This is a genomic window from Bacillus xiamenensis (genome assembly GCF_001857925.1).
In the GTDB taxonomy this organism is placed as follows: Bacteria; Bacillota; Bacilli; order Bacillales; family Bacillaceae; genus Bacillus; species Bacillus xiamenensis.
Genome location: NZ_CP017786.1, coordinates 1,360,110 through 1,376,441, shown reverse-complemented (window position 1 = coordinate 1,376,441; position 16,332 = coordinate 1,360,110). Strand labels below are relative to the sequence as shown.

General features: G+C 42.8%; 17 protein-coding genes. 13 read left to right on the top strand and 4 right to left on the bottom strand.

The window, feature by feature from the left end; translation table 11 throughout:
* Window positions 1–199: 199 nt before the first annotated feature.
* The 4 genes from BK049_RS06835 to BK049_RS19485 all read left to right on the top strand — a co-directional run bounded on the left by BK049_RS06835 (window position 200) and on the right by BK049_RS19485 (window position 2,779).
* Window positions 200–1,030: a YitT family protein gene (locus BK049_RS06835; RefSeq protein WP_008358218.1), complete on the top strand. Its 831-nt coding sequence runs from the start codon at window positions 200–202 to the stop codon at window positions 1,028–1,030.
* A 693-nt stretch (window positions 1,031–1,723) separates the two neighbouring features.
* A complete protein-coding gene (locus BK049_RS06825; protein ID WP_008358220.1) occupies window positions 1,724–2,041 on the top strand; it encodes a PadR family transcriptional regulator in 318 nt (105 codons plus the stop codon).
* Window positions 2,034–2,621 carry a DUF1700 domain-containing protein gene (locus BK049_RS06820; RefSeq protein ID WP_071168168.1) on the top strand — a complete coding sequence of 196 codons (588 nt, stop codon included), beginning with the start codon at window positions 2,034–2,036 and terminating at the stop codon, window positions 2,619–2,621. The genes BK049_RS06825 and BK049_RS06820 overlap by 8 nt, the downstream gene beginning before the upstream one ends.
* Window positions 2,618–2,779 (top strand): hypothetical protein, encoded by a 162-nt coding sequence (locus BK049_RS19485; protein WP_167358858.1) that lies wholly within the window; start codon window positions 2,618–2,620, stop codon window positions 2,777–2,779. Before BK049_RS06820 ends, BK049_RS19485 begins: the two co-directional genes overlap by 4 nt.
* Window positions 2,780–2,808: 29 nt before the next feature.
* Here the strand turns inward: BK049_RS19485 and BK049_RS06815 are convergent, their stop codons facing one another.
* Window positions 2,809–4,026 (bottom strand): multidrug effflux MFS transporter, encoded by a 1,218-nt coding sequence (locus BK049_RS06815; protein ID WP_071168167.1) that lies wholly within the window; start codon window positions 4,024–4,026, stop codon window positions 2,809–2,811.
* Between the two features lie 212 nt (window positions 4,027–4,238).
* Here BK049_RS06815 and BK049_RS06810 point away from each other — a divergent pair, with 212 nt between their 5' ends.
* Window positions 4,239–4,775 (top strand): GNAT family N-acetyltransferase, encoded by a 537-nt coding sequence (locus BK049_RS06810; protein WP_071168166.1) that lies wholly within the window; start codon window positions 4,239–4,241, stop codon window positions 4,773–4,775.
* Between the two features lie 57 nt (window positions 4,776–4,832).
* Here the strand turns inward: BK049_RS06810 and BK049_RS06805 are convergent, their stop codons facing one another.
* Window positions 4,833–5,039, bottom strand: coding sequence for a hypothetical protein (locus tag BK049_RS06805; RefSeq protein ID WP_008358225.1), 207 nt, complete (start codon window positions 5,037–5,039; stop codon window positions 4,833–4,835).
* Between the two features lie 114 nt (window positions 5,040–5,153).
* Between BK049_RS06805 and BK049_RS06800 the strand changes: the two genes are divergently transcribed.
* Window positions 5,154–5,690, top strand: a complete 537-nt coding sequence (locus tag BK049_RS06800; protein ID WP_008358226.1) for a ribonuclease FAU-1 family protein — start codon at window positions 5,154–5,156, stop codon at window positions 5,688–5,690.
* A 36-nt stretch (window positions 5,691–5,726) separates the two neighbouring features.
* On the opposite strand, the gene BK049_RS06795 is transcribed toward BK049_RS06800, so the two are convergent.
* Window positions 5,727–7,358: a S8 family peptidase gene (locus BK049_RS06795; protein ID WP_071168165.1), complete on the bottom strand. Its 1,632-nt coding sequence runs from the start codon at window positions 7,356–7,358 to the stop codon at window positions 5,727–5,729.
* A gap of 169 nt (window positions 7,359–7,527) precedes the next feature.
* Between BK049_RS06795 and BK049_RS06790 the strand changes: the two genes are divergently transcribed.
* The 3 genes from BK049_RS06790 (at window position 7,528) to BK049_RS06780 (ending at window position 10,724) form a co-directional block, all read left to right on the top strand.
* The gene (locus tag BK049_RS06790; protein ID WP_034738989.1) at window positions 7,528–9,012 is read left to right on the top strand and encodes an amidase; all 1,485 of its coding nucleotides are present in this window, start codon (window positions 7,528–7,530) and stop codon (window positions 9,010–9,012) included.
* 45 nt (window positions 9,013–9,057) lie between these two features.
* A complete protein-coding gene (locus tag BK049_RS06785) occupies window positions 9,058–9,621 on the top strand; it encodes a TetR/AcrR family transcriptional regulator (RefSeq protein WP_008358229.1) in 564 nt (187 codons plus the stop codon).
* Between the two features lie 80 nt (window positions 9,622–9,701).
* Window positions 9,702–10,724 carry a quercetin 2,3-dioxygenase gene (locus BK049_RS06780; protein ID WP_071168164.1) on the top strand — a complete coding sequence of 341 codons (1,023 nt, stop codon included), beginning with the start codon at window positions 9,702–9,704 and terminating at the stop codon, window positions 10,722–10,724.
* Window positions 10,725–11,195: 471 nt separating this feature from the next.
* Here BK049_RS06780 and BK049_RS06775 read toward each other — a convergent pair whose 3' ends face one another.
* Window positions 11,196–11,633 carry a MarR family winged helix-turn-helix transcriptional regulator gene (locus BK049_RS06775; RefSeq protein WP_008358231.1) on the bottom strand — a complete coding sequence of 146 codons (438 nt, stop codon included), beginning with the start codon at window positions 11,631–11,633 and terminating at the stop codon, window positions 11,196–11,198.
* A gap of 262 nt (window positions 11,634–11,895) precedes the next feature.
* Between BK049_RS06775 and BK049_RS06770 the strand changes: the two genes are divergently transcribed.
* The 4 genes from BK049_RS06770 to BK049_RS06755 all read left to right on the top strand — a co-directional run bounded on the left by BK049_RS06770 (window position 11,896) and on the right by BK049_RS06755 (window position 16,308).
* Window positions 11,896–13,404, top strand: a complete 1,509-nt coding sequence (locus BK049_RS06770; protein WP_008358232.1) for a class I adenylate-forming enzyme family protein — start codon at window positions 11,896–11,898, stop codon at window positions 13,402–13,404.
* A gap of 66 nt (window positions 13,405–13,470) precedes the next feature.
* Window positions 13,471–14,853: an amino acid permease gene (locus tag BK049_RS06765; RefSeq protein WP_071168163.1), complete on the top strand. Its 1,383-nt coding sequence runs from the start codon at window positions 13,471–13,473 to the stop codon at window positions 14,851–14,853.
* A 100-nt stretch (window positions 14,854–14,953) separates the two neighbouring features.
* Window positions 14,954–15,319 (top strand): VOC family protein, encoded by a 366-nt coding sequence (locus BK049_RS06760; RefSeq protein WP_008358234.1) that lies wholly within the window; start codon window positions 14,954–14,956, stop codon window positions 15,317–15,319.
* 113 nt (window positions 15,320–15,432) lie between these two features.
* Window positions 15,433–16,308: an alpha/beta fold hydrolase gene (locus tag BK049_RS06755; protein ID WP_034738998.1), complete on the top strand. Its 876-nt coding sequence runs from the start codon at window positions 15,433–15,435 to the stop codon at window positions 16,306–16,308.
* Window positions 16,309–16,332 lie beyond the last annotated feature (24 nt).

Genomic DNA, 16,332 nt, shown 5'->3' with positions numbered 1-16,332 from the left:
CAGTGCATAAACATGCAGTCAAAATAATAGAAAAACAAGTCATTGACAGCCTCTAAAAAGAGATATATATTATGGAAAGGTTCATTTCAGAAAGCTTCATCAAAAGGCGCCGTCTTTTGATTTTATGTTGTCCAACGACTGTCTTCTTTCGTGCAGAAAGAGGGTTTTTTATATGCTTAAAAAAGGAGGAAAGAAGAAATTGAAAAAATGTGTAAAAGATATTGCCATGATTCTAGTCGGTTCTTTTTTATTCGCTGCAGCAGTAAACATGTTTGTCATTCCGCTTGAATTTGGTGAAGGCGGTGTAACAGGGTTGTCCATCATTTTTTATTATTTGTTTGAGATTGCACCGTGGCTGACGAACCTTGTGTTGAATGCGATCTTATTACTTGTGGGGTATAAATACTTGGACAAGAAGACCACGATCTACACAGTGGTAGCTGTCGCAAGTAACTCCCTATTTTTACACTTGACCACTACATGGGTGGTACATGTACATGAATTGATCATTGGTGCTATTTTCGCGGGAATCATTATCGGAATTGGAATTGGTCTTGTATTAAGAGTAGGCGGAACAACGGCGGGTTCCGCTATTCTTGGGCGAATGGCCAACAAATATTTAGACTGGAACGTGAGCTATGCCATCTTGTTTTTTGATCTAATCGTTGTCTTTGCTTCCTATTTTATTATTGGTGCGGAAAAACTAATGTTTACGATAGTGATGCTGTACGTGGCCACAAAGGTGATGGACTTCGTCATTGAAGGGCTCAACACGAAAAAGGCGGTCACGATTATTTCTTCATGTAAAGATGATATTGCGGAAGAAATCAACCACACCCTTGACCGAGGCGTGACGATCTTAAATGGACGCGGTCATTATTCAAAGGAATCAAAGGAAATTCTTTATGCAGTCATTCAAAAACAAGAGCTTATGCGTCTAAAGAAAATTATTAAGAAAATTGATCGAGATGCATTCGTTGTTGTCCATGACGTGCGGGATGTGTTTGGAGAAGGATTTGTGAATATATAAAAAGTAAAAAAAGACACATCCACTATAAAGTGGGGGTGTCTTTTCATATGTCGAGTGATCTTATGTTTAAGTGACTATTTTTTTAGGGTATCCTCTTTCTTCTCGTTACTTTTCAGAACGAAAAAGCGTATACACTCAGCAATGGCCGCTCCCACCACAAACAGGATGATGGGTGTAATGGTAAAAGGTTGTTTGAAGATGAACAAATACACGGTATAACATAAAGTTAATGTAATAACTAACGTGAGGTAATTGCTCAACGCTCTATTCAAGATCATCACTCCTCTTTTTTAAGGTCTACAACTAGCCGGTATTGGTTGAGTTGAAAAGAATTTTCCACTTCCAGCCGTTCTCATCACTTTTTTTCGAGTTGAGTTTTCGTAAAACTTAGTATGATTAAAATAAGGATAAGCCATGTTGAATTCACTTTTTAATTCCATGCAATTCAACATATCCCTTTAAAATAAAGAGAATAAATTGGTTTTTTCCTAATTTATTAATATTCGTTCTTGTTTATGTTTGTTGTCTACAATAGACACACGCTAGATTTATCTTGATCAGGTGAAGCCTTGAAAAAAGAGATACTTCCTGCATGAAACTTTATAGGTATGTTGCGTGTGAGAAGTTGGGAAAGATACCTCTTGTCACATCATACTATGTAATGTATAGTATAAATGGTTAGGAGTTGTAAACATGAATGCACAACTAAAAAAAGGCTTATTGGAGTTTTGTGTACTGGCGGTATTAAAGAAAGGCGATTCCTATGGTTATCAAATCATTAAAGATATATCTCATTGTATTGAGATGTCCGAGTCGACATTATATCCGATATTAAAGCGGTTAGAACAAAACAATTATGTGGAGACCTATTCACAGGAACATAACAGCCGGTTAAGAAAATACTACCGGATGACAAAGAGCGGACGGGAGCATATCGCGCAATTTTTAGATGAATGGGACCAGGTGATGGAGATTTACGACTTTATTTCTGGAGGACAGAGCAATGAATAAAAAAGAGTTCCTAAGCAGCTTAGAGAAGCATCTGCATCGTCTGGGCGAAAAAGAAAGTGAGCGGTTTATCGAATATTACGATGAAATGATCGAGGATTATCAGGAAGATGGGTACAGTGAACAGGAAGCGGTTCATCAAGTAGGGCATCCTGCAATCATTGCTGAAGGCATTATGAAGGAACAAGGAATGAAAACCGTAGAAGTGCCTACATTTGGAGAAAAGGCGACGAGGTTCTCGATCCTCATTTTAGGCTTTCCTTTATGGGGAAGTATTCTAGCTGCAGTGATCCTGCTTATTCTTTCTGTGTACATGGTGATTTGGTGCATTCCCCTTGTGACGGGTGCATTGACGCTGTCTGGCCTGCTTGGAGGATGTTGGAGCATCATTGGTACTCCGTTTATCTATCAGGACGGTTTGCATGTGGCGGTGACGCAGTTTGGGCTTGGTATTCTTCTTTTAGGTGTAGGGTTATTATGCGGTATTGCCACAGTGTATTTAACAAAGCTATTCACGCACATGACGGTCCAAACCAGTAAGGCATTCATGGGGATGTTTAGAAAGAAGGTCGTGAGAATATGAAGGTGAATGACTTAAAGAAAAAATGCATCACATGGGGCATCATTTTCACCATTGTAGGTGGTTTTGTAGCTGCTCTTGGTTTTGGTTTATCAGGCTTTGACTTAGATGCATATCATACAAACGATCAGTCCAACGTTTTCCGCATCATCAATTGGTAGCTCGCCATCACGAAGCCAAAAAAACCCGCTTATGCGGGTCTTTTTTTCGCTCGGGCTACAAAGAAGATATAACAGCAAAGTGCGCCAACATCACAGAGCATAATAATCAGCCCCATTGGAAAGGCAGTCTGGCTTCCGGCTAGTCCGACAAGAGGTGTCATGCATGCGCCTAAAAGCATTTGCGCTACACCGATGAGGGCGGCCGCACTTCCAGCATGCGCACCATGATGCTGCATGGCAAGGGAGGGAGCAGAAGTACCGACAATCCCAACGCTTGACACCACAAAAAACAATGGGATGAGAATGCCATACATCCCTGCATCAATAGAGATCATCAAAAACAAGGTGACGCCCCCTAAAGCAGCTGTCAGTAATCCAATGCGAAGGACTTTCTCCTCACCAATTTTCGCAGCGACTCGAGCAAATACTTGTCCAGCTGTGATAATCCCAAGACTATTGATTGCAAAGGCAGCGCTGAAGCCTTGAGGAGAAAGGTTGAAAATCTCCTGCAGTACAAACGGTGATCCAGAGATATACGCAAACATGGCGGCGAAGACAAGACCTTGTGAGAGAGCATAGCCAACAAAGAGTCGATCACTCGCTAGAATTTTCATCGCACCGATAATCTGTTGAAAGCCTCCAGTCTGTCTGCGTTCCACAGGTAAGCTTTCTTTCAGTGAAAACATTGATCTTAGGAGCATCAATGCCCCAAGGATTCCTAGTAGAACAAACACACCCTGCCATGTTGTGAATCGTAAAATTTGTCCGCCCACGATAGGTGCGGCTGCCGGGGCAACCCCGTTGACTAACATGAGCAGAGCAAAGAACTTCGTCATCTCTGATCCTTCATAATGATCTCGCACGATGGCTCGTGCGATGACAATGCCAGCTGAACCAGCGAGCCCTTGAATCAGTCTTAAAAGAATGAATGTCCAAATGGATGTGACCACTGTACATAAAAGAGAGGCCGCAATAAAAATGATTAATCCGATCATCAGCGGCTTTCTTCTGCCGACCGTATCACTGATTGGGCCGGCAATCAGCTGCCCAAGCGCCAGTCCAATCAAACAAGCCATGAGACTTAACTGAGACAGCGCCGTGCTGGCTTCAAAATCCCGCGCGATATTAGGTAAAGCAGGTAAATACATATCCATTGCCAGCGGTGCAAGGGCTGTTAAAGAGCCAAGCAGCGCGGCAAGGAGGAACCGATTTTTTTTCGATTCTTGGGGATAAGATAAAGTATTCATATAATGACCCTCCTCGTATATGTCCTCAAATCAGCATAATGAATACGTCGTTTCTTTTCAATGAAAAATGTCCAAATCGGATTTCGTGCAAAATGATTGATCTTTCGATTGAGACTCTTTACATTGAATGAGTAGAGATTGAAAACAAGATCATCGGCATGCAGTGATTGCATGATACGTATATCCTTCAATAGACAATAGGAGGTGCTGTTATGGAGCAGCAAGAGCTGATCATACGTGAAGCAGTGAGAGAAGATCATGAGGCGATTAGACACGTATTAATCAAATCATACGCACAGTATGAGCCTCAATTTACAGAGGAAGGCTGGCAAAATTATTCTGCGGCATTGCGAGCGGCTGTGGATAACCCAAACATGGAGCTTATGCTTGTGGCGGAGTTTGAGGGGAAGGTTGTGGGAACCCTTCAAATGTTTCGGTCATCTGAACAAGCGTATGACAAGCCTGAAATGGGCATTACTTCCGCAATTGTCCGGTTTTTAGGGGTAGATCCTGATGTGAGAGGAAAAGGAATCGCGGAGTCATTGTTACGTAAAAGTATTGAAATCACGCAATCGTGGGGCGAGAACGTCCTGTACCTTCATACATCGGATAAAATGCAGGCCGCCATTCGTTTATATGAAAGAATGGGCTTTGAGCGGGCACTTGATAAGGAATTTGTGAATCAAAATGGAACGCATGTAAAGAGCTATCAGTATGTGATCAAAAAAGAACAGCCGGCTGGCTCATAATACGCCGTATAAGAAAAGGAAGAGCATGTCCTGCATGGACGAGGCTCTTCCTTTTTCTCATGACACCCATACGTTCAGTACCATATACGATAAGCACCATGAGATTAAACCAAACATGACAAAAAATTTCAACACATGTTCATAAACGGTCAGCTTTCTTTCTCTTTTCGTTTTCACAAGCCGCCAGTAAAGGGCATAGCCGCAAAAAACCAACATGATTTGTCCAAGCTCTGCTACGGTTTCGATGATTGTGATCCCGTTCATTTATTTTCACCTCAGCATATGTCTTCCATCAACAGCAGCAGTTAACCTTTATTTCTTCAAAGGAAATCAGTGTATACTGGAATAAGAAGTAGATGCTGAAGGGGTTGTGACACATTGTTTCGGCTACATGCAGATTCTTGGGATGACGTAATCGAGAGAAAAATCAAATACGATGATGAGGTTGTGGAACATACTTGTCAGCTGTTAGACGCACAGGAGCAGCAAGTCGTCTTGTTTCATAAAATTCAAGACCCGTTTACAATGATTGCTGGTGATGGTGCTGTCACGATCCCAAAAGGGAGCTATACGACCGCCTATTATTGGACGGACCGGCCTTACAATGTATATTTTTGGAGAGATGATCAAGGCAATGAACTTGGCTCCTATTTGAATATCGTCAGAAATACGCAGTTCAAAGATCAGATGGTCATTTTTAACGATTTGATGATTGACCTTCTCGTTCTCCCAAATGGTGATGTCTTTGTTTTGGATGAAGAGGAATTGCCGGAGAGTTTAGCTTCTTTTGAAAATGGTTCGGTCCATCAAGCACTAAGTGATGTCATCGGTTCATTAGAGCGTATACTAGGTCGATTGAGATCAGATGCCGAAGGAAGATACCATCACACTTTGTTTGAACCGATTCTAAAATAAAAAAACGATTCCTTTAAGCGAGGAATCGTTTTTTTGTCAGACCTTGATACGATTTAACCGTTTTTGTAAATCGGTTTTCGTTTTAGATGCTTTTAGTTGTTTGACTGCACTTTGAGCTGTTGCTTTTGTTTTCTTTGTTCGTTTGGCTTCAGCTTTTTTTACTTTTTGTTTGGCATCTGTCACTTTCTTTTGATAAGCGACTTGTTTTTTGACTTTGTCGAGTCGGTTTTGCAGGCTTGTTTTTTCTTTGCCTTTGTTTAGCTTGTTAATGGCCGTTTGGGCGCTTTTAATCGAGCTCTGCGTTTTGTTTTTTTCAGCTGTTTTGACCTTTGCACGGGCGGAACGGATATCAATGTTTGCTTGGACTTTTTTCACCCGTTCTGTGAGTGCTGTTTTTTGTTTGCTTGCAGTGAGTCGGCCGATTCTCGTTTTGGCTTGATCGACATCTGCCTGTTTTTTAGATGTTTCAGCAGTCTTGACCGCACTGGTCGCAGCTTTTAAAAAGGTTGATTGGGGAACATATTGCACGCGGCCATAGCCGAATTGTGAATCTTTCCCTTTCGCGCCAAGATCCACTGTATAGCTGCGTAATAAGGTGCGAAGCTGTACATTTGTTTTCTTCGGATGCAGCTGTTTTAACAGCGCAAGCATCCCTGTGACATGCGGTACAGCTTGTGATGTACCCGTTGCATACCAATATTCATTTTTTAAATAGGTGCTGATGACGTTCTCGCCAGGGGCGGAAAATTCAATTTCTTTTCCTGTATTGGAAATCGCCGCGAGTTTGTCTTTGTCAGTTGTTGCGGAAACGGCAATGACGCTACTGTAAGCGGCAGGGTAGCTAATCGCATTTTTCTTCCCATCATTTCCGCTGGCAGCGACCACCAGTAGTCCTTTTTTATATGCTTCATCAACTGCTGAATGCAAGATGGGGATATTATCTTCAAAGCCTAAGCTAAGGTTGATGATGTCCATCTTATTGCTAATCGCCCAATCAATGCCTCGTAGCAGGCTGTATAGGTCGCCTTCTCCTTTTTTATCTAACACTTTCACCGCATACAGCTTCACATCAGAAGCGACACCGACTGTACCATAATCATTATTGAGTGCCCCAATCGTGCCGGCGACATGAGTGCCATGTCCTTCATCATCTTTATATGAGGACGTGTAATCGACGAATGATTTACCGCCGGCGATCTTTAAATCTTCATGTGGGAAAATTCCAGTATCGAGGACGGCTACTTTGACATTTTTCCCTGTCACGCCTTCTTTGATCGCTTGCTTAATATTGAGCTTTTGCAGGTTGTAAGATTTTTGTACCAACACATCCTGACCAATGGCAGCAGCGGTTTTTTTCACGGTAGAAGAAGCGAGTTTGACCTTCACATTTTTTGAGACATAAGCGATGTTTGGGTCTTTTTTAAGTGAGGTGACAGCTTGTTCATTTGCTGTCACCGCTACAGCTGGAAGGTGTATGTACTGAGCGTTCACTTTTTCACTTTCTTGAATCGCAGTTTGTTTTCCTTTTTGATTTTTATAGACGATGATGACATCTGTTTCTTTTGGCGGTGCAGCTGCCTGCGAATGGAGGGGCAAAGCAGTTGTCAAAGCAAGAAGAAACGCGATGACCACGAATATATTCTTTTTCAAGGCAATGGCTCCTTGCATACGAGATGACCTCCGTCTGTTTTCCTCTATTATATCGGAGAAATGAGATAGATCGTTAGAAGAATTATAGTCTGGACAGAAAGTTTTTTGACAAGTATGTCGAAATTGAAATTCATAGAATTCTAGTAGACAATAGAGAGACATAATAAGAGAAAGAAGGACAATGCCGATGAACGTAAAAGAGTATATGACGTATGATGCGACGGGACTTGCAGCACTTGTACGGAAAAAAGAGGTCGCACCCGAAGAACTTGTACAAGCTGCATTTGCTAGATTAGAAGAAGTCAATCCAGCGCTAAATACGGTGATTCGGACGAGACAGGATCAAGTGTTAAAAGACATCCAGCCATTACAGCAGCATCAGCCATTTGCAGGTGTGCCATTTGTGCTGAAAAATATATCGCAAGGGCTGGCCAATGAACCGCTGACAGCAGGTGCTGCAGTGTTAAAGGAGGCTAAGGCGAAAACGGATTCCCATTTTGTTCATCGATTGAAGCAGGCGGGATTTCTCATGATCGGTCATACCAACACACCAGAATTCGGTTTGAGAAATGTGACTGAACCCGCCTTGTATGGTCCAACGAGAAACCCGTGGGATGTTGCGTATTCTCCGGGCGGTTCAAGCGGCGGGACGGCTGCAGCTGTGGCAAGCGGGATCGTACCTGCGGGGGGAGCGAGTGATGGCGGCGGGTCCATTCGTATCCCGGCATCGTTTACTGGTTTGTTTGGACTCAAGCCAACACGGGGGAGAACGCCAGTAGGTCCGGGTGCAGGTAGACAGTGGCAAGGGGCTTCCATTGACTTTACGCTCACAAAGACCGTTCGAGACAGTGCAGCACTTCTTGATCTGCTTCAGGTTATTCAGCCAGAAGCTGCTTTCCAAACCCCGTTATATGACGGCAGCTATCAGGAGGACCTTGTGAAACGCACATCTTCTATGCGAATTGCTTACAGTGTAGACTCTCCAGTTGGTACGCAGGTCAGTGAGGAAGCGAAGCAGGCGGTCTTAAAAACAGTGAAATGGCTGAGTGAACAAGGGCATCAACTAGAGGAAATGAAGCCGGACATTGATGGTGTCCATCTGATGCAGCAATATTACATCATGAACAGCGGAGAAATGTCTGCATTATTTACCTCATTAGCTCGCTCATTAGGGCGTTCTGTGAAGCCGGAGGAAACAGACATTGTGGCATGGGTGCTGGCGGAGGCTGGAAAGAATGTGACGGCTGCCGCTTATACAGAAAGTCTTGATGCATGGGATATGGCTGCTGCACAAATGGCCGCATTTCATCAAACCTACGATCTTTATGTGACACCAGCTACTGCCTATTCAGCTCCAAAGGTTGGTGAGCTTATGCATACCGATCAGGAAATAGCCGCACTGTTACGTGTGTCAGAGCTTTCAATGCAAGCACAGCAGGATTTGATTTATGAGATGTTCCTAAAGAGTTTGACCTACACCCCATTTACACAGCTTGCCAACCTCACCGGACAGCCATCTATGAGTGTTCCAGTTCATCTCACAGAGGCAGGCATGCCTTTAGGGGTTCAGGTGACAGCTCCAAAAGGAAAAGAGGACTGGCTGCTCAGACTGGCGTCAGAGATGGAATCATCCTCAATATGGAAAGGCACTCATCAATTACTGAATCAATAATACGGTGAAATCGCCGTTGGTCTATGGAGGAAAGGAGTGTCATACGTGAGTACGAAAGACAAAATCATTCAAACGGCCGCACTTCTTTTACGTAAACAGGGGTATCATGCGACAGGGTTGAATCAAATCATTCGAGAGAGCGGCACGCCGAAAGGATCTCTTTATTATTACTTTCCAAATGGAAAAGAAGAGCTAGCCATAGCAGCCGTTGAATATATTAGTCAAAAGGTCATCAATCAAATTGAAGAAAGCTTTGCCTATTCAGATGACCCCTATATCGCCATCGATCGCTTTATGACCAACATCATCAAGGGATTTGAGGAGAAAGAAAACGAAAGAGGCATTCCGATTGTCTTGCTGGCAGCTGAGTCAAAGCCTGAGCATACACAGCTTCATGCTGCATGCAAACAAGAAATGATCCGCTGGCAAGAGCTTGTCAAAGAAAAATTGATGAATAGCGGATATGAAGAAGCAAAGGCGGATGAACTGGCATCCCTTCTTCATTCAATGGTCATTGGTGGTTTATCGATGACCACTGCACTCAAACAAACGACACCTTTAGAGCACGTAAAATGCTACCTTAGACACTTATTTATGCGAGCAGAGTAAAATCTCTCGCATATTGTCTATCTATTATATCAATTGGTCTATATAATAAAGATAGTCAATTAGTCATGAGGAGTGATGGGATGTCGGAGCAACCACAATCGATCAAGCAATCCGAAGGTACCTTTTTTTATACCGTGTCTGGTTCAGGGGAGCTGTATGGGCTGGGAAATCAGCTTGTGCATGTGCTGGCAGAAGCAAATCAAACGAATCAACTGTTTGAGCTTGCCTTAATCACAGGCGGTAAAGGTGCTTACTTTCCCTTGCATTGTCACGAGGCATTGTTTGAAACCGTTTTTGTGCTGGAAGGTAAGCTTGAAGTGATGCTTGACGGTAAAAAATATATGGTGACCGCCTTCGATTATATTCATATTCCGCCCAAAACAATACATGGCTACAGAATGCATAGTCACAAAACAAGGTTTATTTCATATACATTGGGCGGACAAATGACAGATGTCTATCAGCAAATTGGCAAGCGGGGTTTGCAGAATGAATGGCCGATGACCGATTATGCATTTGATGCAGACGCCTTTCAGCAGGCTGAAAAAGAGAACGATCTCATGCTGATGCATGGCATTAGAGAGCTGTCTAATACAACCAAGCCAGCCGTTTTGTTTCATAGTCAGCTCCCTCGCGCAGTGCAGCCCTATGTATTAGAGGCTGGTGAAGGGAAGCAATACATTGTCGAAGGTCAGCTTCATGAGCTGATTGCGACAACAGAAACAACAGGAGGCAGATTCAGTCATTTTGTGATTGAAGGGACAGAGGGAAAAGGTTTCCGGCCGCATTATCATCAAGTTCATACAGAAGCAATTTATTGTGTTGAAGGCAGAATGAATCTTCAGTTAAACGGAGAGGATATTTGCCTGATGCCGGGTGATTTTGCTTATATTCCTCCGAATACCGTTCACTCGTATGAATTAGTGTCTCATTCAAATAAATTTTTGATGTTGCTGCTCCCTGGGGATATTGATCAGGTGTATGAACAGTTTCAAGAAGCACAAAATCCAAGTATGTGTCCTTATTTTATACAGGAACAGAACCTGATGATCGATCGGGAGACATTCGCTCATTATGATGTGTATTTTGTAGAAACAGAATAGTTGTATCACACGTTACATAGCTGTCATCAAAAGCCTGCCGAATGGATCGGCGGGCTTTTTCGTTTTTCCTTCTGTGACAGATCATCCTGATCATATGCATGATCCATCCATTCAAGGTGAAGCTATATAAAAGTTGACTTGAGTGAAAGGTGGAGATGCGTGTGAGAGCTGTCAGATAATGCCGCTCATGCGTATGACATATTCAACGAGAAACAGGATGATTGTATAAAGGTCACCTTAAAGCCATAAAAAGAAAGGCTTAGGAGCATTCCTAAGCCTCAGCGTGTAGACAAACCCTCGCATTCTTTGTCAGTCCTGCGTGCCGGTGCTCACGAATCTTGAATTCGCTCCGCGCCGGTACTCGTCCTACCTAGACTGCAAAGGTTTTCATGTCACGCTGAAAAGAAGACAAAGGGCTAAAATAAAGATCATTTTAGCCCTTTGTCAACAATCTAAGGCTTAGGAGCATTCCTAAGCCTTTAATGTGCGATCGTCCATCATTTTTTCAATTAATTCAAAAAATGTTTTTTTATCTTCTTCTGATAAATGGTTGAACAGTTGATTGACAAGTAGCTGGCGATTGTCGATCATTTGTTTGGCTATTTGTTCACCTGATTCAGAGAGTGTAATCCACACCGTACGGCGGTCATTGTTATTTCTAGAGCGGATAATCAGCCCTTCATCTTCTAAGTGGTTGAGAGCGGTTGTTGTTGCAGAGGGAGATAATGAAACTTCCTGCAGAATATTTTTCACAGTACATGATTGATGGCGGTAGATGATGCGTAAAATAAACCCTTTGATATTCGTGACGTTTTTCGGAATGTTCTTTTCATCTATTCGTTTCGTCGCCTTTAAATACTTTGTCAGTGCATGGTCTAACAAACTGGCCTCTAGCTCGAAATGTTGCATTCTCCATACCTCTTTTCCTATTGCATTCGCATTTTCCGATCAGTTACTAGGTCTATCTTATCATAATAATCACCATCATTTAAACCAAAATGGAAGTCGAATATAAAATTACCTATATTATCAATTAACAAAAATAATAATTCTAAAATGAAATGATTTTACTTTCGTCTTTTTTTATTTTAGAATGTGAATGAGATAAAATCTTCCAATCCAATTCTCTGGAAATTGGCTATTGGAAATCAAACGTTTGGAGATGAAGATATTGAATACTTTACAGGCATTACTAAACGACAGAATGGAACGCTCTTCACACATTGAAGCGGTAACTGGCGGGGGTGTGTCTTATACATTTGAAGAATATGCAAAACGCATTGATCAGCTGGCTCATTACTTACATCGTAAAGGAATTCGAAAAGGTGACCGTGTTTGCTTTATTTGTCAAAACCATCACCACTTTTCTACGATTATGCTGGCAGCCATCAAAGCAGGTGCAGTCGCAGTGCCGCTTAGCTGGCAGCTTACCTCCTTTGAGCTGGAAGGTATTTTGAAAAAAGCAGAGCCAAAGGCTTTATTTTTTGACCGAGAATTCCGTGACATCATTGCCGCTGTGAATGTGTCTTTAGAGGATTGCTTGGTGGTGGAGTCCGGTGTGAATGCAAAAACAACGCAACTATTTGAAGACATATTGGCTTCAAACGATGGAAGTGATCTTGCTGATGAGGTGTCAGAAGAGGATCTAGCGATGATTTTGTTTACCTCTGGTACGACAGGCAATCCGAAAGGCTGTATGGTCGGACATGGACGACTCTATCAATTTTTAACAAGACACGGGAATCGAGGATTTGACCTAAGAGGAAAACGTTATTTGGCGAGTCACCCTCTATATCATATGAGCTCAATCAACCATCTTATCGCAGCGGCAATTGAAGGGTATACGCTTGTCTTTTTGCATGATGCAACACCAAAGCGTATTTTAGAAACGATTGAAAAGGAACGAATTACGTTTATGATGGCCTTCCCATCAGCTTATACGTATATGCTGGAAGAGATGAAACGTAGGTCATATGATCTTTCGTCCTTTGAAATTGCGATTTCTGGCGGTACGAAGGTGCCAGTACGTTTGATCAAGGATTACAACGAGGCGGGCATTCAAATGATGCATGGCTACGGAAGTACCGAAGCATGGATTGTCAGTGCATGGTACCCTGCAATGGGCGAAGATAAAATGGGGTCTGCCGGTAAAGTTGATGCGGACGTAGAAGTGAAAATCGTGCATCCTGAGACAAAGGAAACACTGCCGGCTGGAGAAATTGGCGAAGTCGTTATGAGAAGCCCATTTTACTTTCTAGGCTATTATCAGCAGCCTGAAGCGACTGAGAAGGTGCTCAAAGATGGCTGGTTCCATATGGGGGATGCAGGTTATCTAGATGAAGACGGTTTTCTATATATCACAGGCAGATACAAGGATGTGATTGTGTACGGCGGGGATAATATTTATCCTGACCAAGTAGAGGAAGTCATTGAACAAATTCCAGGTGTCATTGAATCAGCTGTGATTGGTGTACCAGATGATGTATATGGTGAAGTGCCAAGTGCGTATATTGTGAAGGACGAATCCATTGATTTCTGCGAAGAAGATGTTGTGCACTATTGCCAAGAACGTTTGGCAGATTACAAAGTTCCGTCCATTCATTTCGCGCAGAAACTGCCAAAAAATAAGCTTGGTAAAATCATGAAGAAAGATTTACGTGAATTGGTTGTGAATGCGTAGTATCTATTCTGCTATAATGAAATTTGAATGATTTTTTGTTTTTCTAACGTTTTGGAGGGAAAGGGTTTGCGACATATTCTTCGTAAGAAACACATTCACGATTTGTTAGAACAGAGTAGACAGCAAAAGGTAAAGAAAACACTGGGCGGGCTCGATCTCACGCTCCTTGGTATAGGGGCTGTGATCGGGACGGGGGTCATGGTGTTGACCGGAATTACAGCAGCTAAGGATGCAGGACCGGCTGTCATTTTCTCCTTTGCGATCGCAGCGATTGTGTGCAGTTTAGCAGCACTTTGTTATGCAGAAATGGCTTCAGCGCTGCCTGTGTTCGGCAGTGCTTACATTTATTCATATACAACGATGGGTGAGCTCGTGGGCCATCTTATGGGCTGGACATTATTATCTGTTTATATGCTGACGGCTTCGGCTGTAGCTAGCGGCTGGTCCAGTTATTTTAACAGCCTGCTGGAGGGATTTGGAATCTCGATTCCACATCAATTTTTAGCGGGACCAGAACAAGGCGGATATATGAATTTGCCAGCGATTATCATTGCTTTACTGATTGCGTGGATCTTATCTAGAGGAACGAAGGAAAGTAAAACATTCAATAATATCATGGTGTTTGTGAAACTTGGTATTATCGTTCTTTTCATTGTAGTAGGTGGTTTTTATGTAGAGCCAGCCAATTGGCAGCCGTTCATGCCGTTTGGTACGGAAGGGATTATTGCCGGTGCAGCTGCTGTGTTTTTTGCCTTTTTAGGGTTTGATGCCATTTCGGCTTCTGCAGAAGAGGTGAAAAATCCACAGCGGAACCTCCCAATTGGTATCATTGGTTCATTGCTTATTTGTACGGTCATCTATATTGTCGTTTGTTTGGTCATGACAGGCATGGTGCACTATACGAAGCTGAATGTGACAGAGGCCATGTCCTATGTGCTGCAAAGTGTGCATCAAAATAGTGTGGCTGGTATTATTTCTGTCGGTGCCGTCATTGGATTGATGGCTGTGATTTTCGCCAATAATTATGCGGCCACTCGAATTGCTTATGCGATGGGTCGAGACGGGCTCTTGCCTAAGCTGTTTTCAAAAACAAACAAGCGTGATACACCTGTTGCAAGCATATGGATGATTGGCGGAATGACAGCTGTTATTTCAGGCTTTATTGATTTGAAGAACCTGTCCAACCTAGCCAATATCGGTGCATTATTAACGTTTGCGATGGTGAGCTTATCTGTTCTCATCTTGAGAAAGACGCATAAGCAGCTTGAAAGGGGCTTCCGGGTTCCTTTTGTGCCGGTCTTGCCGATCATTTCAATGGGCTGCTGTGTGTTTCTTATGCTCAATTTACCGGGCCGGACATGGCTGTACTTTGGGGTTTGGCTGTTCATCGGTGTCGTCATGTACGCAGCGTATTCTAATAAACACAGTGAGTTAGCGAAATCTTCATAAGAAAAAGGTGCAAATCCGTTGACGATTTGTGCCTTTTTTCTTACGATTTGGGATAAACTATATAAGAGATACTGTACGGAATAAGAGGAGGATGAGGGATATGATCAGCGTTAGTCCTTATATTGTCGTAGAAGATGTGAAGGAATCTCTTCAATATTATCAAGGGATTTTTGGCGGAGAGATTCATATCTTAAATGAACATCAAGACCGTATATTACATGCTGAATTGCACCTTGGAGAATCACTGCTCCATTTTTCAGATACGTTTGGGCGCACGCCAAAGCCAGAGAATTTGAGGTTGATCATGCAGTTTGACAATGAAGAAGAGTTAAAGGCTGTATATGAGGCGCTTGAAGCGGACGGAGATGTGCTGGTGGAATTACAGGATACGTTCTTTGGTGCACTTCACGGACAAGTACAAGACCGGAAGAATGGTCTGATATGGGTGCTGAATTATATAAAATAAACAAAGACCTTCACATCTGTGAGGGTTTTTTTGGGGAGTGTTTTTATTTTCTGAAAAATGGAAAATATGCTATGTTGGAAGAATCATACGACATGGGGAAGGGTGGAAAATCAATGGAGAAAGTTGAATTTCAATATATTCAAACAAATGGTATCAAGCTCCATATAGCAATGGCAGGCCCTGTAGATGGCCCGCTTCTTGTTCTGCTGCATGGGTTTCCAGAGTTTTGGTACGGCTGGAAAAATCAAATCATGCCCTTAGCAGAGGCAGGCTATCGCGTCATCGTTCCTGATCAAAGGGGGTACCATCTTAGTGATAAACCAGAAGGAGTCGAATCATACGTCTTAGATCAATTGAGAGATGATATTGTGGGGTTGATTAAGGCGCTGAGTCCAAATCAAAAGGCCATTGTCGGCGGACATGATTGGGGCGGAGCTGTTGCTTGGCATTTGGCTTCAACCCGATCTCAATATGTCGAGAAATTAATCATCGTCAATATGCCGCATCCGCGTGTAATGATGAAGGTTCTCCCGTTTTATCCGCCGCAGTGGAAAAAGAGCTCCTATATTGCATTCTTTCAGCTTCCGAATGTACCGGAGGCAGCGCTTCAAGAAAATCACTTTCAAAGGCTGGATGAAGCCATTGGATTGACGGCTAGACCCCATTTGTTCACGAAGGAAGATGTCTCAAGCTATAAGCTGGCATGGACGCAGCCTGGAGCGATTACGTCTATGCTGAATTGGTATCGGGCTATTAAAAAAGGCGGTTTTGAAAAGCCGATTTCCAAACGAATTTTAGTTCCTGTCCGCATGATTTGGGGAATGGAGGACAAGTTTCTAAGCAGAAAGCTGGCAAAGGAAACGATCAAGATTTGCCCAAATGGACAGCTGATTTTTGTCGATGATGCCTCACATTGGATTAATCATGAGAAACCAAATGTCGTGAACAAGCTCATACTCGAATTTCTCAAATCAAGCAAAAAGCTCTGATCAAAGGACCAGAGCTTTTTTTAG

Bases quoted from the DNA above. Each gene is read 5' to 3' on its own strand.
- BK049_RS06825 (WP_008358220.1), top strand. From the start codon at position 1,724: ATGAATGCACAACTAAAAAAAGGCTTATTGGAGTTTTGTGTACTGGCG.
- BK049_RS06820 (WP_071168168.1), top strand. From the start codon at position 2,034: ATGAATAAAAAAGAGTTCCTAAGCAGCTTAGAGAAGCATCTGCATCGT.
- BK049_RS19485 (WP_167358858.1), top strand. From the start codon at position 2,618: ATGAAGGTGAATGACTTAAAGAAAAAATGCATCACATGGGGCATCATT.
- BK049_RS06815 (WP_071168167.1), bottom strand. From the start codon at position 4,026: ATGAATACTTTATCTTATCCCCAAGAATCGAAAAAAAATCGGTTCCTC.
- BK049_RS06810 (WP_071168166.1), top strand. From the start codon at position 4,239: ATGGAGCAGCAAGAGCTGATCATACGTGAAGCAGTGAGAGAAGATCAT.
- BK049_RS06805 (WP_008358225.1), bottom strand. From the start codon at position 5,039: ATGAACGGGATCACAATCATCGAAACCGTAGCAGAGCTTGGACAAATC.
- BK049_RS06795 (WP_071168165.1), bottom strand. From the start codon at position 7,358: ATGCAAGGAGCCATTGCCTTGAAAAAGAATATATTCGTGGTCATCGCG.
- BK049_RS06790 (WP_034738989.1), top strand. From the start codon at position 7,528: ATGAACGTAAAAGAGTATATGACGTATGATGCGACGGGACTTGCAGCA.
- BK049_RS06780 (WP_071168164.1), top strand. From the start codon at position 9,702: ATGTCGGAGCAACCACAATCGATCAAGCAATCCGAAGGTACCTTTTTT.
- BK049_RS06775 (WP_008358231.1), bottom strand. From the start codon at position 11,633: ATGCAACATTTCGAGCTAGAGGCCAGTTTGTTAGACCATGCACTGACA.
- BK049_RS06760 (WP_008358234.1), top strand. From the start codon at position 14,954: ATGATCAGCGTTAGTCCTTATATTGTCGTAGAAGATGTGAAGGAATCT.
- BK049_RS06755 (WP_034738998.1), top strand. From the start codon at position 15,433: ATGGAGAAAGTTGAATTTCAATATATTCAAACAAATGGTATCAAGCTC.